Genomic DNA, 22938 nt, shown 5'->3' with positions numbered 1-22938 from the left:
TGAAGGCCTCCTTCCCTACCTTGAGAGTCAGGGTCCCGGCAAAGTCGCAGGGCTGCTGGTCAGCGCGGCTGGTGGTAGTCCGAGCTTGACATTTCTGGTGCCTGCCAGGGTCGAGCGGGGGGATTTGGGACGGTGAACGTCCGAATGTTCCCCGCTCGGGCGTGTGCCGGAGGGGGCATGTCCCTGAAGCTCTGTAGCTCAAGCTCCGCGACCGGTGCGAACCCGCGACGATGGAGGAATGGGGACACTCAACGTCCCGATTCCTTCATCGTCAGCCTTACGCAGCGACGACTAACCGCCTGACCTGCAAGACCTCGACTTCGCCGGGACCCTGACCTTGAGAGTGGGGAAGGAGGCCTTCACGGACTGGGTTGTCGTGATTGGTTTTGGTGGTCTGGCTTTGCCTACCCGTTGGTTTCGGCGACCGAGTCCGCCGCCGAAGCCTTGAGCAAGTCCGAGGCCGGAGCTGCCACGAGACGATGAAGGAGTCCCGAATCCTTCATCGTCACCCTCGGACACCGCTCACGACCCACCCGGTCCGGCCACCCGAATTCCGGTGGGCCAACACGCCAAAATTCGTGAAATTCCCTGCCCTGCAAAGGAAAACGCGGATAAAAGGCCTCTGTGTCGCACGAGCGCTCACTCGAGCCGTGAGTTTTTGTCGGTGCCTCGGTGCACAGTGTCGATCATCGAATTCGACGACTGGAGGAGTGCTGATGTGCTGGCATTGTGACAACCTTGGGAAGACTCGCGACGACTACCTCATCGAGGAGGTCCGCCCGCTGATCCGGAAGTACGGCTGGATGGTGCAGACAGTCGAGCGCGGAGCCGTCCAACCCGGTTTCGCCTACACGGTCGGGCTCACTGATGCCGGGCTGCCGGAGCTCGTCGTCACCGGCCTGAGGGAGCGAAGATCCGGGCAGCTGCTGAACTATTTCGCTCAGCAGGTGGTCCGGTCGGGGCCGCCGGAATCCGGCGAGGTGCTGCCCGCGGCGGTGGGATGGCCGGCGTTCGAGATCGTTCCGCTCAGTTCACCGTCGGCGCACATGCTCACTGCCGTCCTTCTGTACGGCGACGATTTCCGTGCTCTGCAAATGGTCTACGAGGACGAGCACGGAAACTGGCCGTGGGACAGGGAGTTTCGCGGCGGGACCGGCGGGCAACCGGTTCTGGGGGCGCGGGGCCGTGGCTGAATTCTCAAGGCACCGCGGGTGCTTCGCCCTCCCGCAGACTGGTCCCCGGGGCCAGCCGCTGGACCGCGTCCTCCATGTGGGCTTCCAGCAACGACAGCGCGGTCTCTTCGTCGCCCGCCCGCAGGGCCTCGATGATCCGGGTGTGCTCGGTGACCCGTTCTTCGACCTGCTGGTAGGTCCCCTGCAGTGCGGTGAGGCACATCCGGGTCTCGATCAGCAGGGTTCGCGCCATGCGCACGAGCCGCTTGCTGCCGGAAGCGGCGATCAGTGCCTCGTGGAACCGGAGGTCCGCCCACGACAGGGCGGTCGGATCGTCGTCGTCGGCGGCGACGGCCATGGCTCCCACGGCCTGTTCGAGTTCGGTGGCGACCTTCTCCCGGTCGCCGCGCAGGGCTCGCAGCATCGCGGCACGCTCGATGGCCGAGCGTGCCGAGTAGATGTCGTAGACGTCGCCGGGTTCGAGGTCGATCACGAACAGGCCGCGGTGACGCTCGCTGCGCAGGAGCCCTTCGGAGACGAGGTGCTGCATCGCCTCTCGCAGCGGTCCCCGCGAGACTTGGAACCGGGAGGCCAGGTCGGTTTCACCGAGTTGGGTGCCGGGAGGAAGGGCGCCGGTCATGATCGCGTCCCGCAACTGGCGCGCGATGATCCCGGCGGTCGATTCCCGGCTGACCGGCTCGATATCCGGCAAGGACATGGTTCAGTTGCCTCTCTTGCCGAACAGTGCGCCCAGTGTTCGGACGAGCGGAGCCTTGCCGGTGAGCCGGAGGCCTTCCCAGACGGTGACCTGATTGGCGGTCAGCACCGGCTTGCCGAGCCGGGTCTCGAGCGTGTTGATCTCGCCGAGCGTCCGCATGGCGGTGTCGGGGACGAGCAGCGCGTCGGCGGCCGGATGGTCGCGGCTCACCGCGAGTTCGAAGACGGCTTCCGGGCTGAGTTCGCCGACCTCGGCGGCGGTGTCGATGTCCGCGCTGCCCATCGAGACCACTTCGATCCCACCCGCGCCGAGGAACTCGACGAACAATCTGGCGACGTCGTCCGGGTAGCTGGCGGCGACCGCGACCCGCCGGACGCCGAGTGCCTGAGCGGCGTGGACGAAGGCGAAGGAGGTGCTCGACGCCGGGACGCCGGCGACGGCGGCCAGCCGGTCGGCCTGGTCGCGAGCGCCTTCCCAGCCGTAGACGAAGCTACCGCTGGTGCATGCCCACACCACCGCGTCCGGTTCATGCTTGGCCAGCAGCGCGGCACCGTCGGCGAGACGGCTTTCGCTGCCGAGGTCCAGGAGTTCGGGTACGGCGTGCAGATCGGTCCCGTAGATGTGCTCGACCGGCAGCTTGATCCCGGCCATGTCCCCGCCGAGGAGCTGCTCCGCGAGCGGGTAGTCGTCTTCGGCCGCGTGGTCGGGGTAGATGAACCCGATCGTGGTCGTCTCGGACGGGGGCTCAGGCGGAATGAGCGGCGTGATGGGCACGAGACCTCCGGAGGGCAGATTGTCGACAATCGTAGGGGAAGAGGTCAATCGACCTCGCGGAGCCACTTGCCGGGCCCGACGATCGGCAGGTTCATCCGCCGGAGGCAGGCCCACATCGTGAGCTGGTTCGCGGTGAGGACGGGTTTGCCGAGCGCGCTTTCGAGTGGCTCGATCAGATCGTAGGTGGGGAGGTTGGTGCAGCTGACGAAGATGGCGTCCGCGTCGGCGTGGTCGGCGGCGAGGATGCGTTCGGCGATGGTCCGGTAACTGACCTTCCAGATGCCGCCGCCCAGGCCGAGGTGGTCGCTCGAGACGGTGCGCACGTCGAGTTCGGCCAGGAAGTCGTGCAGCTTCCCGGTCAGGTCACCGTCGTAGGGCGTCAGCACCGAGACCTGGTGGAGGTCGAGCTGGTGCAGGACCTCGGCCAGCGCCCCGGAGGTGGTGACGGCGTCCGACGCTCCGGCGTCGCAGATCGCCTTGGTCAAGGAGCGCTCGTAGTCCACACCGTTGACGAAACTGCCGGAGGTGCACAGATAGGCGACGACTTCGGGCTCCACATGGAGTACGTCTCTCGTGGCGGCGGCGAGATGCCTGCTGTCGCTGACGAGCTGGGCCATCTCCATGCTGACGGGCACGGGTTCGTACGGCGTCCGTGCCAGATGGAGGGAGACCTCCATGGGCACCCAGCGCCACAGCTCTCGTTCCAGGGCAAGGTCGAACGGAGCGATCACGCCGATGCCGCGCTGCGCCAAGGGCCCTTCGAACTCCAATAAGTCGAAATCCAAGTCTCAGCCTCCGGAGAACTTCTGCTGCCACAGGTCCGGTGCTCCGGGGGTCGTTCCTCGGATTGTTGACAATCATACGAGCCACTTTTACGGTGTCAACGTGATCGCTTCGGAGACCCCTGTTCTGGCGGTGCTCTGCGGAGACACTCGCCCACCGGATATGCGCGTCATCGAAGCCGAAACGGTGGTTCGTTACACCGACGAGGCCGGGTTGGCTGACGCGTTGTCCGGAGCGGATGCGCTCTTCGTCTACGATTTCCTGTCGACCGCCGTTCCGGGTGCCTGGCACGCGGCCGACCGGCTTCGCTGGCTGCACATCGCCAGCGCGGGCGTCGATCCCGTGCTGTTCCCCGGGCTGCAGGAGAGCGACGTCGTGCTCACCAACTCGCGCGGCGTGTTCGACGGCGCGATCGCCGAGTACGTCCTCGGGGTCGTCCTCACGTTCGCCAAGGACTTCGTCCGTTCGTGGGACCTGCAGCGGCAGAAGCAGTGGAAGCACCGGGAGAGCGAACGCGTCTCCGGTCGCCGGGTCCTCGTGGTCGGTACCGGGCCGATCGGCCGGGCGATCGCGCGGCTGTTGCGGGCGGCCGGGATGTCGGTGGCCGGCGTCGGGCGACGTGCCCGCACGGGCGATCCCGACTTCGGGGACGTGCACGTGTCCGCGGAGCTGACACGCCATCTCCCCGAGGCGGACTACGTCGTCGCGGTCGCGCCACTGACGGAGCAGACGAAGGGAATGTTCGACGCCCGGACCTTCGCCGCGATGAAACCCGGCGCGCGGTTCGTCAACGTCGGCCGCGGTGAGCTTGTCGTCCCCTCCGACCTGGTCGGCGCCCTCCGGGACGGGCCTCTCGGAGGGGCGGCGCTCGACGTCTTCGACACCGAGCCGCTCCCGTCCGAGAGTCCTTTGTGGACCATGGAAAACGTGCTGATCTCGCCGCATATGTCGGGTGACTTCGTCGGCTGGCGGAATACTCTGGTAGAGGTGTTCGCGGACAACTTCCGTCGCTGGCGCGCGGGGGAGCCGCTGCGCAACGTCGTGGACAAGCAACTCGGATACGTGCCGTCGGAGACGCTTCGCCAAGGTTAGGGGCCGGATGAACGACACCAAGTTGACCGCGAGCGAGCTGGTCGCCGCGTATGCCACCGGAGAACTGTCACCGGTCGAGGCCACCCAGAACGCTTTACGCGTCATCGAAGAACGCGACGGCGAGACCAACGCCTACTGCCTGGTCGACGCCGATGGCGCACTCGAACAGGCGAAAGCGTCCGAGATCCGCTGGCGCGACGGTAATCCGATCGGCTGGCTCGACGGTGTCCCCGCCTCGATCAAGGACATGTTCCTGACGCAGGGCTGGCCGACGCTGCGCGGTTCGCGGTGCATCGACCCCGACCAGCCGTGGGACGTCGACAGTCCCGTCACCGCCCGCCTACGCGAAAACGGCTTGGTGCTGCTGGGAAAGACCACGACGCCGGAACTCGCGTGGAAGGGCGTCACGGACAACACACTGACCGGGGTCACCCGTAACCCGCACGACCCGTCGACGACGGCGGGAGGATCCAGCGGTGGGAGCGCCGCGGCCGTCGCGGCCGGGATGGGCGAGCTTTCCGTCGGCACCGACGGCGGTGGCTCGATCCGGATTCCGGCTTCGTTCTGTGGAATCGTCGGTCTCAAGCCGACACACGGCCGGATCCCGCTGTTCCCGGCGAGTCCGTTCGGCCCGCTTTCGCATGCCGGACCGATGGCGCGTTCGGTGGACGACACGGCACTGCTCCTCGACGTCCTCGCGATGCCCGACTACCGTGACCCGGCCGCGCTCGCTCCGCCTGTCTCGACCTTCCGCGAAGCCGTCCGCAGGGACGTACGCGGGCTGATCGCCGCCTACTCGCCGACACTCGGCTACGTCGATGTCGATCCGGAAGTCGCGGCGATCGTCAAATCGGCGGTCCAGTCGCTGGGCGACGCGGGCCTGCACATCGAAGAGACCGATCCCGGCTTCGCCGACCCCAAGCCCGCCTTCGACATCCTGTGGTCGACGGGTGCGGCCAAGTGGCTGGACACCTTTCCCGCCGGATCGGATACCAAGGTCGATCCCGGCCTTCGGAAGGTGTGGGAATTCGGCAAGACCTTCTCGGCGAGCGAATACCTCGGCGCCAACGCCGAGCGGGCCGCGCTGGGCATCCTGATGGGGGAGTTCCACACGCGCTACGACGTGCTGATCACGCCGACCCTCCCGATCCCCGCCTTCGAAGCCGGGCACGAGGTGCCACCGGGCAGCGGGCTGAGCGGCTGGCCGGACTGGACGCCGTTCACCTACCCGTTCAACATGACCCAGCAACCCGCCATCAGCGTCCCGGCGGGCCGCACCTCCAGCGGCCTCCCGGTCGGCCTGCAGATCGTCGGTCCTCGGCACTCCGACGACCTGGTGCTCGCGGTCGCGAAACTCCTCGAGGAGGTCCGTCCCTGGCCGTGACCCGGGGAAAGGGAGCAAGGGACCTTTGCTATCGCCCGGCGGGGTCGCGAGGTCCGGGAGGTCAGGATCGGGCGGCGTGGGTCTTCCTGACCAGGCCGCGCACCTGGCCGCTGCACAGGGCGAAAAAGGTGGCGACCACGACCAGCCCGGCGCACGCGAGCAAGGTCGTGTCGGTCCCGAAGTGCTGTGCGGCCGGCCCCGCCGCCATCTGGCCGAGCGGCAGGGCGATGTAGGAGCCGAGCATGTCGTAGGAGTAGACGCGTGCGAGCTTTTCCTCGGGCACGTTCTCCTGCAGCGAGACGTCCCACGCCACCACGAACTGCTCGAGCGCCACGCCCGAGAGGAACATGACCGCCAGCAGCAGGGGCAGCAAAGGCGCCTGGCCGAGCAGGATCAACGGTGGTGCTTCGAAAAGGATCACCGCGACCCCGATGAACAACGCGCGCCGCGGCTGCCACCGAGCCACGAGGACCCCGCCGACGAGTGAGCCGACCGTCTGCGCCGCGAGGGCGAATCCCCAGCCGGAGCGGCCGAAGGTGCTGTCGGCGACGACGGGTCCCAGCACGGCGATCCCGCCCGCGATGACGGCGTTCACCACCATGAACTGCACGACCACGACCCACACCCAGGTCCGTGACCGGAACTCGCGCCAGCCTTCGGCGAGTTCCGCCAGCGGGCGGCTGCCGGGGATTCGTTCCCGGCGGCTGAGGCGGAGGCGCCGATAGGACAGGGCGGAGCCCAGGAACAACAGCGCGTTCCCGCCGAGCGCCCAGCCGGGACCGGCCGCGGTGACCAGGATGCCGCCCAGCCCGGCGCCGCCGATCCGGCCGGAATTCGAGAGCAATCGGCCCAGCGCGTTGGCCTGCGCCAGCAGGGCGGCGGGCACCGTCAGCGGGGTGAGTGACGCCGAGGCGGGCGCGGAGATCGCGGTCACCGCCCCGTTGACCACGCTCAGCCCGACCAGCAGGGGGATCGACGAGAATCCACAAAGGACGCTCGCCGCGATGGTCGCCTGGGTCAGTGTCGCGGCGATTTCGGTGCCCTGCAGGATCACCGAGCGGGGCAGCCGATCCGCCAGTACCCCGCCGAACAGCAGCAACACCACGCTCGCCACCGACCGCGCACCCACGACGATGCCGATGTCGACGGCCGAACCGGTCAGGTCGATCACCGCGAACGCCAGCGCGAGCGGGGCGACGGCATTGCCGAACTCCCCGAACGTGCGGCCGCCGATCAGCCAGCGGAAGTTGTGGTGGCGCAGGGGTTCGCGCAGTGACGTCACGATCGTGTCATTTCGAACAGCGAAACCGTCGCGCTGACCGGGATCGTGCCCCGGGTGCGTGGCGGCCGGGCTGCCGAGTGCAGGATCCTGCCCAGTTCGCGGGCGTGTTCGAGCGCCTGTTCCCAGGTCTCGCGGTCGACCCACATCTCCGCGTCGGTCGTCGCGCCCCGCTCGCCGGGGACACGGAATTCGCTGCGGCGCTTCAGTTCTTCAGTCATCGCCGCGATGAGAAGCTGCTCCTCCTGCGGATTCGCCGCGGTGAACCGCCCGCCGGACTCCGGGTCGTGCCGGTAACGCTTCGCCAGACCGCCCCGGATCCGGACCTCCTCGGCGACGTCGAGTAGTCCCGCTTCGTGCAGCCGTCGGAGATGATAGCTGACATTCGCTTGTGTCTCACCGAGTTCGCGCGCGGCTTCGGCCGCACTCATCGCGGCACCGGTCAAAAGAGACAGAATGCGCAGTCGCACGGGATGGGCGAGGGCACGCAACTCGTCAAGGCTGGAGGACTCGGTCACGGGGCCGAGTATCGACTGCCGGGACGTCGACCGTCAAACAGTTATTTGGGGGTTTCGTTGGTCGGGCGATGCGGTGCAATGATCCGATGTGTGTTCTGCTGAGGTACGCGTACGACGACATTGGGCAGGAGCGGTCTCGAGGATCGCCTTCGGCACCTGGCAGCTCGGCGGGGGCTGCCGAGGCGATGCTCGGGAAGGCGTTGCGCGAGGAACTCAAGCGTGACCGCGACAACCTCGTCGTCGCGACGAAGGGCGGCATCGAACCGCGTTCCGAACGGCCGCGCGACTCCCGGCGCGAGTGGCTGACGCAAGGAATCGAAAACAGTCTCCGCTTCCTCGACGTCGACCACATCGACCTCTACCAAGTCCACCGGCCCGATTCCGACGCCCCGGCCGAAGAGACCGCGGGGATCCCGCAGGAGTTCGTCGACGCCCGGGAAGATCCGGCACATCGGCGTTTCGAACTACGACGCCGCGCGACTGGCCGACTTCGACAAGACCCGTCCGGTGGAAACCCTCCAGCCGCCGTATCACCCTGTTCCGTCGCGACATCGAAACCGATCCCCTGCCGTACGCACGGGAGAACGACATCGTTGTGCTCGTGTACAGCCCACTGGGCAGTGGCCTGCTGACCGGTTCTTTCATACCGGAGACGACGTTCGAGAAGACCGACTGGCGCTCGCGCTCGTCGGGGTTCACGGGAGAGACCTTCCGGCACAACCTCGCCATCGTCGACAAGCACGAGGATTTCGCCGCGGACGAGGGAACCTCGGTCAGTCGGCTCGCGATCGCGTGGACACTCGCCCAGCCGGGTGTGCACGTCGCGATCGTGGGCGCGCCCACGGCCGATGTCGACCTGACCACGGACGATTTCGCGGAGATCGATCGCCTCACCGCCGACGCCGTTCCCGTGTCGGGTGCGAGCCCCGAAGGCATCGCTAGAGCTTGAATTCAGTACCGTCCGAGGGAAGCGAGGCGCCACCGTCCAGCACTGCGGCGTGCTCCGGCGAGGACGGGTCTACGACAGGGTTCGTGTTGTTCAGATGCGTGTAGGCCCAACGCGGGCCAGGCCGGAGCTTCGCAAGACTGCCGGTGATCGGCAGATGCCCCATCGCCAGCTGGGCGCCGTCGCCGACCTCGGCCGCGGTGGCGCCTGACATCTCGTCCGGCGCGTAGAAGGTTCCATCCAGCAGTACCAGATCCGCGCCGTCGGTAAAGGAGTCGAACCCGTCCGGCCAGCTCTTCAGACAGGGCGCGTACACGAAGACGCCACCGGTCCGGACGTCCTCGATCCGGTACGCCACCACCCACGGGCCGTCCTCAGTGGACGAACGCGCGTACTTCGGACGTTTGTCGCTCACGGGAAGCGAGCTCACCCGGAGCCCGTCGATGGCGATTTCCGACGCCGGAAGCCAATCCCAGCCACCGTAACCGTCGATGATCGACCGTGCGGGGAACTGCTCGGACAGCGCGTGCAGGACCGCGTCCGGTGCCCATACCGGGAGTCCGCCGGCTTCCCGCAACAGCAGCAGGCCCAGTGAATGGTCGAGTTCGGCATCGGTGAGCAGCACCCCGCGCAGCGGGATCTCCCTCGGCCCCGGCCCGGCCCGGAGCGGTGGGGTGGCGAGGATCTGCGTGCGGATGTCCGGTGACGCGTTGAGCAGGTACCAGCCCGCGCCGTCCGCGCTCACCGCGACGCAGTCTTGTGTCCGAGGCGGTGCGCCCGAAGCGCACAGGGCGCAGGCACAGTTCCATTGCGGGAAGCCGCCGCCCGCCGCGGTGCCGAGCACGATCACCCTCATCGCGGCGCCCGCATCACGAGTTCGTCTGTTTTCGGGGGTGTGGCGAGGATGAGATCGACGACGTCGCGCCGCGGCGATCGAGAGCACACCGGATCCGTCGCCGCGGCGTCGCCGGTCAGCTGGAACGCCTGGCACCGGCAGCCGCCGAAGTCGATCGAACGCCGGTCGCAGGTGCCGCAGGTGTCCGGCATCCAGTCCTCACCGCGGTACGCGTTGAAGGAACTGGATTCGTACCAGATCCAGGCCAGCGGCGAGTCCCGCACATTGTCGAACTTCAGTGTCTCGATCGCGGTCGACGCGGGGCACGGCAGCACGTTCCCGTCGGGCGCCACGGTCAGTTGCCGCGCGCCCCAGCCGTACATGCACGGTTTCGGGTACCGCTCGTAGTAGTCGGCGACGACGTAGATGATCTGCATGGTGCCGCGCAGCCGTTCGGTGGCCGCGCGCACGATCGGCTCGGCCTCGTCGAGTTGCCGCCTGGTCGGCATCAGGGCGTCGCGGTTCTCCCACGCCCAGCCGTAGTACTGCGTGTTGGCCAGTTCGAGGCGGTCCGCGCCCATTTTCTCCGCCAGGCCGATGATCCCGGCGAGCTGGTCGTGGTTCTGCCGGTGCAGGACGACGTTCACCGAAAGCGGCAGCCCGGTCTTCTTGATCAGTTCGGCGACGACCAGTTTCCGGTCGTGGGCCCGGGCACCCGCGAGCCGGTCCGCGCGCTCGGCGGTCGCGCCTTGGACGGACAGCTGGATATGCGCGATGCCGCGTTCGACGAGATCGTCCAATCTGGACTCGGTCAGTCCAAGCCCGGACGTCACCAGGTTGACGTAACAACCCAGTTTCGTGGCGTGCTCGACCAGCACGGGAAGATCCGGCCTGGCGAGTGGTTCGCCGCCGGACATGTGCACTTGGAGCACGCCCAGTTCCCGAGCCTGCGATAGCACCGACAGCCATTCCTCTGTGGACAGTTCGCCGGCACGGGTGATCAGTTCCACCGGATTCGAGCAGTACGGACAGTGCAGCGGACAGCGATGGGTCAGTTCGGCCAGCATCCCCAGTGGCGCCGCCGCGGTGGAGGTGTTCAGGTCCATTCGACGATCCGCCGATCTCCCAGCCGGGACAGGACGTCCAGGATCTCTTCCTCTCGTACGCCGGAATAGCGCTCGCGTAAGGCCGAAGCGATCGCCGCGACGTCTCCGACCCCGTCGCAGAGTGAGAGAACGGCCGCCGCGGTCGGATTCGGGACGAGTACGCCTTCGGGGAACAGAAGGACGTGCGTTTCCCTGGTCTGGTCATAACTCAGCCGGACACCTCGCCGCAGACGCGGTACCGAGCCGATCTCGGGTGTCATCGCTACTCCTTGGCCGCGGCGCGCTCGATGGCGTCGAGCATGGACCAGAGCACGTCGGTCTTGAACGAAAGCGCGGCGATCGCCTTCTCCTGCTGTTCACGGGTGACGGCGTGCCGCACGACGATGTCGAGTGTCCCCTCGCCCTCACCGGAGACCTTGTCGATGCGATTGGTGAAGTAGGCGAGGTCTTCCCGCGCGATCCATGGGTAGTTGGCCAGCATGCCGGCGACCCGACGTTGCATGAGATGGCCGGCGAACATTTCGGTCAGCCCCGAAGCGACCGCTTCGAGCCAGGGCTTCGTGCGGGCGAAATTCACGTAGGCGTCGACGGCGAATCGCACGCCGGGAGCGACGTGCCGCTGATCGAGAACCTCTTCGCGGTCGAGCCCGACCGCGGTGCACAAACGGAGCCACCGCTCGATTCCGCCGTCTCCGGCTTTCATCCCGTCGTGATAGACGATGCGGTCCAGCCATTCCCGGCGGATTTCCGGCACCGGGCAGTTGCTGATGATCGCCGCGTCCTTCTGCGGGAGCACGCACTGGTAGTACCAGCGGTTCGCGGCCCAGACCTTCAGCTCGTACTCGGACAGGTCGCCGCCGTGCATCCGGTGGTGGAACGGGTGCGTACCCCAATAGCGGTGGGAAAGCCCGCGCAAGGCCGCGACGAATTCCGGCGGTGACATCGGCGCGGCGGAAAGGGGAAGAGACACGGTGCAGCACTCCAGCGGCTCGCTGATCGGGACGGCGGCCCGGTGGTGGGGGACGGCCCCCACCACCGGGTGGGAATTCAGTCCTCCATGCGGGCCGCGTATGCGGTGACTTCCATGGGAGTTTCGTACTCGACGAAGTCGGGCGTGGTCCATACCTCGATGGGTTCGATCATTTTCGTACTCCTCGGATCGCTGACGTTCATCCCCGGAACGTCCACATGGGAACGAACCGGGCCGAGCACCGTCACCCTAGAAGCGCGTCGCCGATTCTGACCAGACGTAAGGTGCAAGTTCGAGCGGTGTTTTGTAAAGTTTCCTACCTATGGGGGATCGAGTCGTCACATCGGTCACGCTCGGCGCACACAACGGTTAACGGCAAGCGCTTTCCTTACCCCGACCAGTGGTGTCCGTTTCATCCCATGGTGTGTTTGTATCCAACTTGACGGGCGAACCCCGGCCGCCCGTCTTCCGCCGCCATCCGAGCTCCAGGGGTGTAGCTGAAGGAGGCGTCCCATGTCCTTACGTCGTGCTCTCGCCGTCACGTTCGCCGCCGCGACGGCCGTGTCGATCGCGGCCGTTCCGGCGGCCGCCGCCGAAGCGCCGTCCATCCAGGCGATCAGACAGCTCGCCAGTGGCCTCAAGCAGGCCTGGTCGATCGATTTCCTGCCCGACGGCACCGGTCTCTTCACCCAGAAGGACGCCAAGACGATCAGCAGGATCGACAAGGCGGGCAAGGTCACCACGGTCCAGACCATCCCCGGAGTGAGCGTCACGGCGGAGGCGGGCTTGCTCGGCATCGCCGTCTCGCCGAAGTACGCCACCGACGAGACGGTCTTCATCTACTACACGACCAGCTCCGACAACCGCATCGCCAAGCTGAAGCTGGGGCAGCCGCCGACGCCGATCGTCACCGGCATCCCGCGTGGTTCGCAGTACCACCACGGCGGGCGGATCAGGTTCGGCCCCGACGGCTACCTCTACGCGGGCACCGGCGACGGCCAGAACGGCGCCAACGCGCAGAACAAGAACTCCCTCGGCGGCAAGGTCCTGCGTGTCACCACCGACGGCGCGGCCGCTCCCGGCAACCCGTTCAACAGCCGCGTCTACTCCTACGGCCACCGCAACGTCCAGGGTCTGACCTGGGCGAACGGACAGCTGTACGTCTCCGACATCGGTGCCAACAAGCTCGACGAGCTGAACAAGATCGACCCGGGAAAGAACTACGGCTGGCCGACCTGCGAGGGCCCGTGCACCACGGCGGGCATGACCAACCCGGTCAAGGCCTGGCCGACGTCTTCGGCGACGCCGAGCGGGCTGGCGGCCTACAAGGGCTCGCTGTACATGGCCTCGCTCAAGGGCGGCACGTACAAGCTCGACCTGAACGGCAACGGCGGCAAGCTCTGGACCAACCTCGGCCGCACGCGTGACGCCGTCGCCGGTCCCGACGGCCAGCTGTACACGATCACCCCTGGCGCCCTCTACGTCTCCGACGGGAGCTGACCCCCGCGCAATTAGTCCTCTACTTGCGGTTCACCGCCGCAAGTAGAGGACTGGTTGCGGTAGTTGCGTGTGCAAGGACCGCAACTAGAGGACTAATTGCGGGAGGAGGCGGAGACCGCGTGTTCGAGTTCGGCGAGCGCGGTGTCCAGATGGGTCAGGATGCGCTGCAGATGCGGGACGCTCCGGCGGCAGCCGGTGATGCCGAAGTCCAGGTTGTCCCCGTTGCTGGTCAGCGTGATGTTCAGCGCCTGCCCGTCGAGCAGGACCGACGCCGGGTAGATGCCGTCGAGCGACGCGCCGTTCCAGTACATCTGCTTGCGCGGCCCCGGCACGTTGGAGATCACCAGGTTGAACGGCGGTTTCGTGTTGTTCACGAAGCCAGGGATCGGTGACACGCCGAGCTGGGCGACGTTGATCCCCGACAGCAGCAGCGTCTGCAGCGGGGTCAGCTCCGAGAAGAGCTTCTTCCCGTTGCGCATGGACGCGTTGATCGCCGCGAGCCGCGCGGCCGGATCGGTGAGATGGGTGGCGAGGTTGCACAGCAGCGCGCCGATGTTGTTGCCCGCCGCGTCACCACTGTCCTTGCGTCGCAGGGAAACCGGAACCATCGCGGTCAGTGGCGCGTCGGGAAGGGCGTTCTGTTCGATCAGGTAGTCCCGCAGCGCGCCCGAGCACATCGCGAGGACGACGTCGTTGCGCGATACCCCGGCGGCGGTCGCCACCTTGCGCACCCGGTCCAGCGACCACGACTGTGCGGCGAACCGCCGGGCCCCGCCGATCGGCACGTTCAGCATCGTCTTCGGCGCCTGTGACGGCAGCGTGAGCTTGTGTTCCTGGTACGCCTCCCGCGCCACCTTCAGCGCGGCGGGGGCGATGCCGGCGAGCTGGTTGACCGTCTTGCCCATGGTCTGGAACAGGGAGGGGGGCGCCTTGCCGTTGTGGCCGCCGTCCGGTTTGGGCCGTCGGCCCCACGGCGGCGGACAGTCCAGGTCGTTCGGGTCGTCCGACAGCGTGCCCTGCAGATGCCGCAGCGCCGAGACGCCGTCCATCAGCGCGTGGTGGATCTTGCTGTAGAGCGCGAACCGGCCGTCCTGCAGGCCCTCCACCAGGTGGATCTCCCACAGCGGGCGGTGCCTGTCGAGCAGGGTGCTGTGCCAGCGTCCGGTCAGTTCCAGCAGTTCGCGGATCCGGCCGGGCTGGGGCAGCGCCGAATGCCGGAAGTGGTAGTCGAGTTCGAGATCGACATCCGTCGCCCAGGCGATGTGCCCGGCGGTGTTGACCGGCCGGGCGGGACGACGCCGGAACACCGAGCGCATGTTGTCGGAATCGAGCAGCTTCCGGCGGACGTCACGCAGGTAGTCGGGTCCGGCGTCCTCGGGTTTCTTGAACAGCTGCAGCCCGCCGACGTGCATGGGATGTTCGCGCGTCTCCACGAGAAGGAACATCGAGTCGGTCACGGGCATGAACGGCATCGTCGGACCACCTTCCGCGCGGCGGCGTGCGAGCACGCCGGGTGCGAGAGTCTACGCACACCGCAACCACCTTCTCACGCTTTAGCGTGACTGACATGACGATCCCGACCGATCCGAAGACGGGCAGGTTCGAGGCACGTTTTCCCGCCGAGAACCCCACAGGAGAGTTCCGTCGGTCCGCCAACCATTTCGACGCGCGCGTCACCGCCGACGGCCGCGAAGGCTGGCCGGTGGAGGCGGGAAGACACCGGCTGGTGGTGAGCCGGGCCTGTCCCTGGGCGAGCCGGGGGCTGATCGTCCGGCGGCTCCTCGGTCTCGAGCCCGCGCTGGGCGTCGCCGTCGCCGACCCGATCCAGGACGACAAGAGCTGGCGGTTCACCCTCGATCCCGATGACCGGGACCCGGTCTTGGGCATCAAGTACCTGGCCGAGGCCTATCACGCCGCGGATCCGCACTACATGGGCGGGATCAGCGTTCCGGCCATTGTGGACATTCCGAGCAAGCGGCTCGTGAGCAACGACTATCCGCGGATCACGCTCGATTTCTCCACCGAATGGACCAGCCTTCACCGGCCCGGCGCGCCCGACCTCTATCCCGAGCGGCTGCGCGACGAGATCGACGCCGTCAACGTGGGGGTCTTCGCCGATGTCAACGCCGCCGTCTACCAGGCCGGTTTCGCGACCGGGCAGGCCGCGTACGAAGACGCGTACACCCGGCTCTTCGCCATGCTGGACGTGCTTTCCGAGCGGCTGGAACACCAGCGCTACCTCGTCGGTGACACGATCACCGAGGCGGACATCCGGTTGTTCACCACGCTCGTCCGCTTCGATCCGGTCTATCACGGGCATTTCAAGTGCAACCGGAACAAACTGGCCGAAATGCCGGTGCTGTGGGCCTATGCCCGCGACCTCTTCCAAACGCCGGGCTTCGGTGACACCGTCGACTTCGACCACATCAAGCGGCACTACCACGCGGTGCACGAGCAGGTGAACCCGACGCGGATCGTCCCACTCGGACCGGAGCTGTCCGGCTGGGCGGCGCCGCATCACCGGGAGCGGCTGGGCGGGCGCCCGTTCGGCGACGGCACACCGCCGGGGCCGCCGCCCGAGGACGAACGGATCGGGGAACCGGATGGAGCCACTTCCTGAACGCACCGACGTCGTCGTGATCGGCGGCGGCATCATCGGGGTCAGCTGCGCGTACCGGCTCGCCGCCGCCGGTGTCTCGGTGCTGCTGCTCGAACGCGACAGCCTGGGCGCTGGCTCGACGGGGAAGGCGGCCGGCGGGATCCGGTCGTCGTTCACCACCAGGGTCAACATCGAGATCGGGCTGCGCGGCCTGGCCGAGTACGCCTCCTTCACCGAGACGTACGGGGCGGAGATCGACTTTCGCCGCGACGGCTACCTGTACCTGGTCACCGACCCCGCGGACCTGCCGGAGTTCGAGCGCTGTGCCGAACTGCAGAACTCCTACGGTGTGCGCAGCCGGCTCGTCGAACCGGCCGAAGCGCGGCGGCTCTCCCCGCTGATCGACACCGAAGGTGTGGTCGCGGCGCTGTGGTCGCCGGACGACGCCAAGGCCACCCCGGACTCCGCGGTCCAGGGCTACGCGCGGGCGGCCCGCGCGCACGGCGCGATGTTGAAGACCGGTGTCGAAGTCGTCGGGATCGAACGCGACGGCGACGAGATCACCGGCGTCCGGACCAGCGAAGGCATCGCGTCGACGGGGGCGGTGGTCTGCGCGGCGGGGGCGTGGTCGGGGCGGGTCGGCGAACTCGCCGGTGTCGACCTCCCGGTGCGGCCGTTCCGCCGTCAGGTCGTGTTCACCGGCCCGGTCGCAGGCCTGCCCGAATCCGTGCCGCTGACCATCGAGATGCCGTCGGCGTTCTACTTCCACCGTGAGGGCCTCGGCCTGGCGATGTCCTTCTGCGACGGTGACGGCGATCCCGGGTTCGACACCCGATACCAGCCGGGCGACTGGCTGCCGAAACTCGCCGAGATCGCCGCGCGGCGGGTGCCCGCCGTGCTCGGCGCGGGGATCCGCGGCGGCTGGGCCGGGCTGTACGAAGTCACCCCTGACCGCAACCAGATCGTGGGGGAAAGCGTCCACCTGTCACGGTTCTTCTACGCGACGGGGTTTTCGGGACACGGGTTCCAGATGGGCCCGGCCGTGGGAGAGCTCGTGCGGGACCTCTACCTGGGGCGGGTCCCGGCCATCGACATCACCGGCCTCGACGTGCGCCGCTTCACCGGCGACCGGGCCTCGACGAAGGAGCACAACATTGTCTGACGGGTTCATCGAGGTCACCACCGAGGCGGAGCTGCGGGAGATCCTGCCGCCGCCGCTGGAACGGACGGCGAACAAGGCACGGCCCAAGCTGCACGAGATGGACCGGCGGTGGCTGGCGGAGTCGCCGTTCGTGCTGATCGCGACGTCGTCGGCGGACGGCACCTGCGACGTCTCGCCGAAGGGCGATCCCGCCGGGTTCACGCTGGTAGTGGATGACACGCGGATCGCGATCCCGGAGCGTCCCGGCAACCGCCGCGCCGACGGGTTCCGCAACGTGCTGTCGAACCCGCACGTCGGGCTGATCTACCTGATCCCGGGCCGCGGCGACACGCTGCGGATCAACGGCCGCGCGCGGCTGGTGCGGGAGGCGCCGTTCTTCGACGACATGATCGTGCAGGGAAGCAGGCCGAAGCTCGCGCTGGTGGTCGACATCGACGAGATCTTCCATCATTGCCAGAAGGCGTTCATGCGGTCGAAGCTCTGGTCGCCCGAGACCTGGACGCCCGGCGCGTTGCCGTCCAGGGCGGTCATCTCCAAGACCTTCGAGCGGCCGGAGGACAGTGTGGCCGACCTGGAGGCGTATTACGAGCCAAGCAGGTATTCGGCCGGTCTGTACTGACCTCGTGATCGGTAAGGACGGTTCTAACCATCCCTGCCACTTACGAGGCAGTAGGTCACGGTTGCTGGATCGTTGAACGATCTGGCACTATCGGCGGGGTGCCTTCACCCACCGGAGCCCAGCATCTGGCCGACGCGCTGACCGCTCTGGGGACCGAAGTCGTCTTCGGTCTCCCCGGGGTGCACAACCTGCCGTTATGGGAGGCGCTGGCCGATACGGAAATCCGGCTCATCGGGGTCCGGCACGAGCAGACGGCCGGGTACGCCGCCGACGGTTATGCCCGCGCGACCGGGAAACTCGGCATCGCCATGGTGACCACGGGGCCCGGCGCGGCGAACACGCTCGCCGCCGTCGGCGAGGCGATGGCCTCGGCCGCGCCGATGCTGGTCATCGCGACCGACATCCCGTCCACGCTGCGGCGCCCGGGCGTGGTCCGCGGTGTCCTGCACGAGACGTCGGACCAGCAGGCGATGTTCGCGCCGGTCACCAAGGCCGGGTTCACCGTCCAGAGCGCCGACCAGGTCGCCGCCACCCTGCACCGCGCGGCCCGGCTCGCGCTTCAGCCGCAGAGCGGGCCGGTCTACCTCGGCATCCCCACCGACTTCCTGTCGGAGCGGACGCCTGCCCGTCGTCCGCCGAGGTCGCACGCCCGGCCGTTCGAGATCCCCGACCTCTCCGAGGCCGAAGCGCTGCTGGCCACCGCCGAGCGGCCGGTGATCTGGGCGGGCGGCGGCGCGCTGCGCGCCGCGGCGGGTGAGGCGATCGGGAAACTCGCCGAACGGCTGGCCGCCCCGGTGCTCACGACTTTCGGCGCCCGAGGGCTCCTGTCGGCCGACCACCCCTGTCTCGCCCCGAACCCGGTGCACGCGCCCGAAGTCGGCGCGCTGTGGGACGAGGCCGACGTCGTCCTCGCCATCGGCACCGACTTCGACGGGCTGATGACGCAGAACTGGCTGATGCCGCCGCCGAAGAAGCTCATCGCGATCAACGTCGACCCGGACGACGCGGCCAAGAACTACCAGCCGGACATCACGCTGGTCGGTGACGCCCGCGTGCTCACCGAGGCGCTGAAAGTGGAGGAACGGCCAGGGATCGCGGCGCTCGTCGGCAGGCTCGCCAAGGTCTCCGCGCGGGTCCGGCAGCGGATCAAGGAAGAGGAGCCGCAGGCAGCGGACCTGCTGTCCACTTTGGACGAAGTGCTGCCCCAGGACGCCGTCGTGGTCGCGGACATGTGCGTGGCCGGGTACTGGATCGGCGGGTTCCATCGCGTCCGCGCCCCGCGCAAACTCGCGTACCCGATGGGCTGGGGCACACTCGGCTACGGCTTCCCGGCCGCGCTCGGCGCCGGTGCGGCGGACGTCGGGCGCGCGATCTGTATCAGCGGTGACGGCGGTTTCCTGTTCGGCTGCGGCGATCTCGCCACGCTGGCGCAGGAACAGCTGCCGGTCACGGTGATCATCGTCGACGACGGCGGCTACGGGATGCTCCGGTACGACCAGGACCGCGCCGGGGTGCCGCGCCGCGGCGTCGACTGGGACAGCCCCGATTTCGTCGGCCTCGCACGGTCTTTCGGGGTGCACGCGGGTCGCGTCTCCGGGTTCGGGCGCGCGTTCCGGCGGTTGCTCGGCGAGTTCGTCGAGTCCGACGAGCCGAACGTGCTGGTCGTGCGCGCGAAGATGGCACCGCCGCTCAACACCTCGCCGCGCTGGTACCGCAAGGGTTCTTCGTGACCGGCCTCCGCGTCGGTGTGGACATCGGCGGCACGTTCACCGATCTCTGCGTGCTCGACGAGACCGGTGTCATCGCTGTCGGCAAGGTGTTGACGACGCACGACGAGCCCGCCCGCGCGGTCGAGGAAGGTCTCAAAAGGACACTCGCCGACGCTGGGCTGGACGCGGCCGACGTCGAGCAGTTCGTGCACGGCACCACGCTGGTCACGAACGCGCTGATCGAACGCAAGGGATCGCGCACCGCGCTGCTGGCGACCGCCGGATTCCGCGACGTGCTGGAGATGCGGCGTGAGCACCGGTACGAACTTTACGACCTGCTCATCGAACTCCCCGCCCCGCTGGTTCCGCGCCACCTGCGGTTCGACGTCCCCGAGCGGATCCTCGCCGACGGGACCGTCCACACCGGACTGGACGAGGACTACGTCGCTCGTCTCGGCCGTGAACTCGACGCCCGCGGGATCGACGCGGTGGCGATCTGTTTCCTGCACGCCTTCACGAATCCCGCACATGAACGGCGGGCGGCCGAAGTGCTCGAGGAGGTCGCGCCGCGGCTGCGGGTCGCGTTGTCCAGCGAGGTCGTCCCGGAGATCCGCGAGTTCGAACGTGCGTCGACCACGGTCGCCAATGTCTACGTCCAGGACCTCACCGAACGCTACCTGCGCGACCTGGAACGGCGCTCGCACAAGGCCGGGGTCCGGCCGTCGCCGCACATCATGCTGTCCAACGGCGGGATCGCGACCGTCGACACGGCCGCGCGCTACCCGATCCGCATCCTCGAATCCGGCCCGGCGGGCGGGGCACTGGCCGCCTCCGCGATCGGGGCGGGCGCCGGTGTCGAGGATCTACTGTCCTTCGACATGGGTGGCACGACGGCGAAACTGTGCCTGATCGCCGGCGGTGCCCCGCTGGTGACGCACGAGTTCGAAGTAGACCGGAAGTACCGGCTGCTGCCGGGATCCGGGCTGCCGGTCAAGGTGCCGGTCACCGACATGATCGAGATCGGCGTCGGCGGCGGCTCGATCGCCCGCATCGACGCGCTCGGCCTGCTCACCGTCGGCCCGGATTCAGCCGGTTCCGAGCCCGGCCCGGTCTGCTACGGGCGGGGCGGCACCGAACCCACCGTGACCGACGCGGATCTCGTGCTCGGCTACCTGGATCCCGCGTATTTCCTCGGTGGCGGAATGACTTTGGACGCCGAAGGCGCGCGAGAGGCGATCCGCTCGAAGATCGCCGGACCGCTCGGCGTCAGTGTCGAAGAGGCCTCCTGGGGTATCCACACCAGCGTCAACGAGGACATGGCCAACGCCGCCCGCGTCCACGCCGTCGAACGTGGCAAGGATCCGGGGAAGCTGCCGATGTTCACTTTCGGCGGCGCCGGGCCGGTGCACGGCGTCGGCGTGGCGCGGGCGCTCGGCGCACCCAAGGTGGTCGCCCCTCCGGCGGCTGGAGTACTGAGTGCGGCGGGATTCCTCACCGCGCCGCTGGCCTTCGACTTCGTGCGCTCGGCGCGTTCGGCGGTACTCGATCTCTCCGGGGAGCAGGTCGGCGCGCTGTTCGCCGAGATGGAGGCCGAGGGCAGGGAACTGCTGGGGAAGTCCGGTGTGGACGGTGCGCGGGTGACGCACCGTCGGATCGCCGAGATGCGGTATTCCGGGCAGGGTTACGAGATCCGCGTGCCGGTCGAGCCGGGGAACCGGCCGGAGTCGCTGGTCGACGCGTTCACCGAGACCTATCGGACGCTGTATCGGCGGACCGGGCCGGACGTCGCCATCGAGGTGCTCAACTGGCGTGTCGTGTCGAGCGGTCCGGTACCCGAGGTCACCCTGAGACTCGCGGTCGCCACGGCCGAAGGTGACGCGCGCAAGGGCAGCCGTCCGGCGTACTTCCCCGCCGAGGGTGGATTTGTCGACACGGCTGTGTTCGATCGATACCGGCTCGAGCCAGGTGATCGCGTCGAGGGTCCGGCCATCGTCGAGGAGCGCGAGTCCACCGTGGTCATTCCTCCGGGCGCTCGGTGCGTGGTCGGCGGAGACGCCAGTCTGGTGGTGACGGTGTGAGCGTCGACCCGATCCTCGTGGGTGTGCTGGGAAACCGCCTGCACTCGATTCTGGCCGAGCAGCAGAACGCCCCCGTCAACACGGCCTTCTCCTCCGTGGTGCGGGAGTCGCTCGATCTCGCCTGCGCGGTATTCGACTCGCGCGGCGAGATGATCGGCCAGTCCGTCGGTGGGACTCCCGGCCACATCAACGCGATGGCGACCGGGATGCACCACTTCGTCACCGCGTATCCGCCGGACACCCTGGTGCCCGGCGATGTCCTGCTCACCAACGATCCGTGGCAGACGGCGGGGCAGATCAACGACATCACCGTCGCCACGCCGGTGTTCCTGCGTGGACGACTGGTCGCGTGGTTCGCTTCCTGTTGCCACGCGCCGGATATCGGTGGCCGGCTCGTTTCGGCCGAAGCCAACGAGGTCTTCGAAGAGGGTTTGCGCCTGCCGATCATGAAGTTCTTCCGCGCGGGCGAGGTCAACGCGGATCTCGAACTGCTGATCCGCGCGAACGTCCGCACCCCGGAAGGGACCATCGGCGACCTGTACGCCCAGGTCACGGGGAACGAGGTCGGCGCCGCGAGTCTGGTTCGGTTGCTGGAGGAATTCGAACTGGAGTCGCTCGACGACGTCGCCGCCGAGATCATGAACCGCTCCGAGCGCGCCTTGCGGGAAGCGCTGGCGAAACTGCCGGACGGCACCCACACCAGCGAACTGGTGACCGACGGGTTCGACGACGAAGAGGTCGTCCTCAAGATCACCGTGACCATCGACGGCGACGAGATCCGCCTCGACTTCGGCGGGTCGTCGCCGCAGAGCCGTCGCGGGATCAACGTCGTCCTCAACTACACGCGGGCGTACGCCTCGTTCGCGGTCAAGGCGGCCATTTCCCCGGAAGTGCCGCACAACGCGGGTTCGTTCCGGCCGGTGCACGTCACCGCCCCGGAGGGATCGGTGCTCAACTGCACGCCGCCCGCGCCGGTCGCGTCCCGGCACCTGATCGGGCACTTCCTGCCGTCGCTGTTGATCACCGCGCTCCATGAAGCGTTACCGGGCAACGCGTTGGCGCACAGCGCGGACGCGTTGTGGATGACGATCTGGCGCGGCGCCGACGCGGCGGGCGACGAGTTCATGCTCAACGTCTTCCAGACCGGCGGGATCGGCGCACGGGCCACGAAGGACGGTCTCAGCACCACCGGGTTCCCGAGTGGACTGCGGTCCACTCCGACCGAGATCATCGAGACGATGGCGCCGCTGATCCAGTGCGAACGCGTGCTGAGAGCGGATTCCGGCGGCGCCGGACGACGACGCGGCGGCCTCGGCCAGCGCACGTCGATTGCGCCACGCGGCGAGATCTCGTGGAGTGTCAACGGGAACGTCGATCGAGTGCTTCGACCGGCGTCCGGTGTGGACTCGGGGCATGACGGCGCCGTCGGCCGGTTCGGGCTCTGCGGTGGGACAGACCTGCCGTCGAAGAGCCGGGTGAACCTGCGGCCGGACGACGTCGTGGACGTGATCCTGCCCGGCGGTGGCGGATACGGCGATCCGTTCGACCGGGAGCCGGAGGCCGTGCTCGCCGACGTCGTCGATGGCTACGTCTCGGTGGAAGCAGCGCGCGAACTGTACGGCGTCGAGGTCACCTATCACGGAGAACCCGGGGCGCTGGTGCGGCTTCCGGAAGACTACAGAGGGAAGAGATGA

23 protein-coding genes are annotated in these 22938 nt (G+C 68.0%); 12 read left to right on the top strand and 11 right to left on the bottom strand.

Annotated elements, in window-relative coordinates:
- The first annotated feature begins 716 nt into the window (after positions 1-716).
- A complete protein-coding gene (locus ACM6LU_RS20975; RefSeq protein ID WP_414939409.1) occupies positions 717-1193 on the top strand; it encodes a DUF4262 domain-containing protein in 477 nt (158 codons plus the stop codon).
- 4 nt (positions 1194-1197) lie between these two features.
- Here ACM6LU_RS20975 and ACM6LU_RS20970 read toward each other — a convergent pair whose 3' ends face one another.
- Genes ACM6LU_RS20970 through ACM6LU_RS20960 form a run of 3 tightly spaced genes read right to left on the bottom strand, consistent with a single transcriptional unit; the run spans position 1198 to position 3449 of the window.
- Positions 1198-1890 (bottom strand): GntR family transcriptional regulator, encoded by a 693-nt coding sequence (locus tag ACM6LU_RS20970; RefSeq protein WP_414939408.1) that lies wholly within the window; start codon positions 1888-1890, stop codon positions 1198-1200.
- Positions 1891-1893: 3 nt separating this feature from the next.
- A complete protein-coding gene (locus ACM6LU_RS20965; protein ID WP_414939407.1) occupies positions 1894-2664 on the bottom strand; it encodes a maleate cis-trans isomerase in 771 nt (256 codons plus the stop codon).
- 44 nt (positions 2665-2708) lie between these two features.
- Positions 2709-3449, bottom strand: a complete 741-nt coding sequence (locus tag ACM6LU_RS20960) for an Asp/Glu/hydantoin racemase (protein ID WP_414939406.1) — start codon at positions 3447-3449, stop codon at positions 2709-2711.
- A gap of 100 nt (positions 3450-3549) precedes the next feature.
- Here ACM6LU_RS20960 and ACM6LU_RS20955 point away from each other — a divergent pair, with 100 nt between their 5' ends.
- Both ACM6LU_RS20955 and ACM6LU_RS20950 read left to right on the top strand, forming a co-directional pair.
- Complete coding sequence (locus tag ACM6LU_RS20955) at positions 3550-4539, top strand: D-2-hydroxyacid dehydrogenase (RefSeq protein WP_414939405.1); 990 nt, start codon at positions 3550-3552, stop codon at positions 4537-4539.
- A gap of 7 nt (positions 4540-4546) precedes the next feature.
- Positions 4547-5923 (top strand): amidase, encoded by a 1377-nt coding sequence (locus ACM6LU_RS20950; RefSeq protein ID WP_414939404.1) that lies wholly within the window; start codon positions 4547-4549, stop codon positions 5921-5923.
- A 61-nt stretch (positions 5924-5984) separates the two neighbouring features.
- On the opposite strand, the gene ACM6LU_RS20945 is transcribed toward ACM6LU_RS20950, so the two are convergent.
- A complete protein-coding gene (locus ACM6LU_RS20945; protein ID WP_414939403.1) occupies positions 5985-7205 on the bottom strand; it encodes an MFS transporter in 1221 nt (406 codons plus the stop codon).
- Positions 7202-7720: a helix-turn-helix domain-containing protein gene (locus tag ACM6LU_RS20940; RefSeq protein ID WP_414939402.1), complete on the bottom strand. Its 519-nt coding sequence runs from the start codon at positions 7718-7720 to the stop codon at positions 7202-7204. The genes ACM6LU_RS20945 and ACM6LU_RS20940 overlap by 4 nt, the downstream gene beginning before the upstream one ends.
- A gap of 68 nt (positions 7721-7788) precedes the next feature.
- On the opposite strand from ACM6LU_RS20940, the gene ACM6LU_RS20935 reads away from it, so the two are divergent.
- Positions 7789-8352: an aldo/keto reductase gene (locus tag ACM6LU_RS20935; RefSeq protein WP_414939401.1), complete on the top strand. Its 564-nt coding sequence runs from the start codon at positions 7789-7791 to the stop codon at positions 8350-8352.
- A complete protein-coding gene (locus ACM6LU_RS20930) occupies positions 8250-8669 on the top strand; it encodes an aldo/keto reductase (protein ID WP_414939559.1) in 420 nt (139 codons plus the stop codon). Before ACM6LU_RS20935 ends, ACM6LU_RS20930 begins: the two co-directional genes overlap by 103 nt.
- Here ACM6LU_RS20930 and pqqB read toward each other — a convergent pair.
- The 5 genes from pqqB to pqqA form a co-directional block, all read right to left on the bottom strand.
- Complete coding sequence (gene pqqB / locus ACM6LU_RS20925; protein WP_414939400.1) at positions 8659-9522, bottom strand: pyrroloquinoline quinone biosynthesis protein PqqB; 864 nt, start codon at positions 9520-9522, stop codon at positions 8659-8661. The genes ACM6LU_RS20930 and pqqB overlap by 11 nt on opposite strands.
- On the bottom strand, positions 9519-10607 hold the full coding sequence (gene pqqE / locus ACM6LU_RS20920) for a pyrroloquinoline quinone biosynthesis protein PqqE (protein ID WP_414939399.1): 1089 nt from the start codon (positions 10605-10607) through the stop codon (positions 9519-9521). The genes pqqB and pqqE overlap by 4 nt, the downstream gene beginning before the upstream one ends.
- Positions 10598-10867 carry a pyrroloquinoline quinone biosynthesis peptide chaperone PqqD gene (gene pqqD, locus ACM6LU_RS20915; protein ID WP_414939398.1) on the bottom strand — a complete coding sequence of 90 codons (270 nt, stop codon included), beginning with the start codon at positions 10865-10867 and terminating at the stop codon, positions 10598-10600. Before pqqD ends, pqqE begins: the two co-directional genes overlap by 10 nt.
- A 2-nt stretch (positions 10868-10869) precedes the next feature.
- Positions 10870-11550 carry a pyrroloquinoline-quinone synthase PqqC gene (gene pqqC, locus ACM6LU_RS20910; protein WP_414939558.1) on the bottom strand — a complete coding sequence of 227 codons (681 nt, stop codon included), beginning with the start codon at positions 11548-11550 and terminating at the stop codon, positions 10870-10872.
- 104 nt (positions 11551-11654) lie between these two features.
- The gene (gene pqqA, locus ACM6LU_RS20905) at positions 11655-11750 is read right to left on the bottom strand and encodes a pyrroloquinoline quinone precursor peptide PqqA (protein ID WP_076160001.1); all 96 of its coding nucleotides are present in this window, start codon (positions 11748-11750) and stop codon (positions 11655-11657) included.
- A gap of 340 nt (positions 11751-12090) precedes the next feature.
- Here pqqA and ACM6LU_RS20900 point away from each other — a divergent pair, with 340 nt between their 5' ends.
- Positions 12091-13077, top strand: a complete 987-nt coding sequence (locus ACM6LU_RS20900; RefSeq protein ID WP_414939397.1) for a PQQ-dependent sugar dehydrogenase — start codon at positions 12091-12093, stop codon at positions 13075-13077.
- Positions 13078-13169: 92 nt separating this feature from the next.
- On the opposite strand, the gene ACM6LU_RS20895 is transcribed toward ACM6LU_RS20900, so the two are convergent.
- Positions 13170-14549 carry a WS/DGAT/MGAT family O-acyltransferase gene (locus tag ACM6LU_RS20895; RefSeq protein WP_414939396.1) on the bottom strand — a complete coding sequence of 460 codons (1380 nt, stop codon included), beginning with the start codon at positions 14547-14549 and terminating at the stop codon, positions 13170-13172.
- Between the two features lie 95 nt (positions 14550-14644).
- Here ACM6LU_RS20895 and ACM6LU_RS20890 point away from each other — a divergent pair, with 95 nt between their 5' ends.
- The 6 genes from ACM6LU_RS20890 to ACM6LU_RS20865 all read left to right on the top strand — a co-directional run bounded on the left by ACM6LU_RS20890 (position 14645) and on the right by ACM6LU_RS20865 (position 22938).
- Complete coding sequence (locus ACM6LU_RS20890; RefSeq protein WP_414939395.1) at positions 14645-15697, top strand: glutathione S-transferase family protein; 1053 nt, start codon at positions 14645-14647, stop codon at positions 15695-15697.
- Complete coding sequence (locus ACM6LU_RS20885; protein ID WP_414939394.1) at positions 15681-16838, top strand: NAD(P)/FAD-dependent oxidoreductase; 1158 nt, start codon at positions 15681-15683, stop codon at positions 16836-16838. The genes ACM6LU_RS20890 and ACM6LU_RS20885 overlap by 17 nt, the downstream gene beginning before the upstream one ends.
- Positions 16831-17457 carry a pyridoxamine 5'-phosphate oxidase family protein gene (locus ACM6LU_RS20880; RefSeq protein WP_414939393.1) on the top strand — a complete coding sequence of 209 codons (627 nt, stop codon included), beginning with the start codon at positions 16831-16833 and terminating at the stop codon, positions 17455-17457. Before ACM6LU_RS20885 ends, ACM6LU_RS20880 begins: the two co-directional genes overlap by 8 nt.
- Before the next feature lie 98 nt (positions 17458-17555).
- A complete protein-coding gene (locus tag ACM6LU_RS20875; RefSeq protein WP_414939392.1) occupies positions 17556-19187 on the top strand; it encodes a thiamine pyrophosphate-binding protein in 1632 nt (543 codons plus the stop codon).
- Positions 19184-21244 (top strand): hydantoinase/oxoprolinase family protein, encoded by a 2061-nt coding sequence (locus tag ACM6LU_RS20870; RefSeq protein ID WP_414939391.1) that lies wholly within the window; start codon positions 19184-19186, stop codon positions 21242-21244. The genes ACM6LU_RS20875 and ACM6LU_RS20870 overlap by 4 nt, the downstream gene beginning before the upstream one ends.
- A complete protein-coding gene (locus tag ACM6LU_RS20865) occupies positions 21241-22938 on the top strand; it encodes a hydantoinase B/oxoprolinase family protein (protein WP_414939389.1) in 1698 nt (565 codons plus the stop codon). Before ACM6LU_RS20870 ends, ACM6LU_RS20865 begins: the two co-directional genes overlap by 4 nt.

The organism is Amycolatopsis sp. cmx-11-51 (genome assembly GCF_047608665.1).
GTDB lineage: Bacteria > Actinomycetota > Actinomycetes > Mycobacteriales > Pseudonocardiaceae > Amycolatopsis.
Note: the sequence above shows the minus strand (reverse complement) of the source record. Positions and strands in the feature narration are given on the sequence as shown.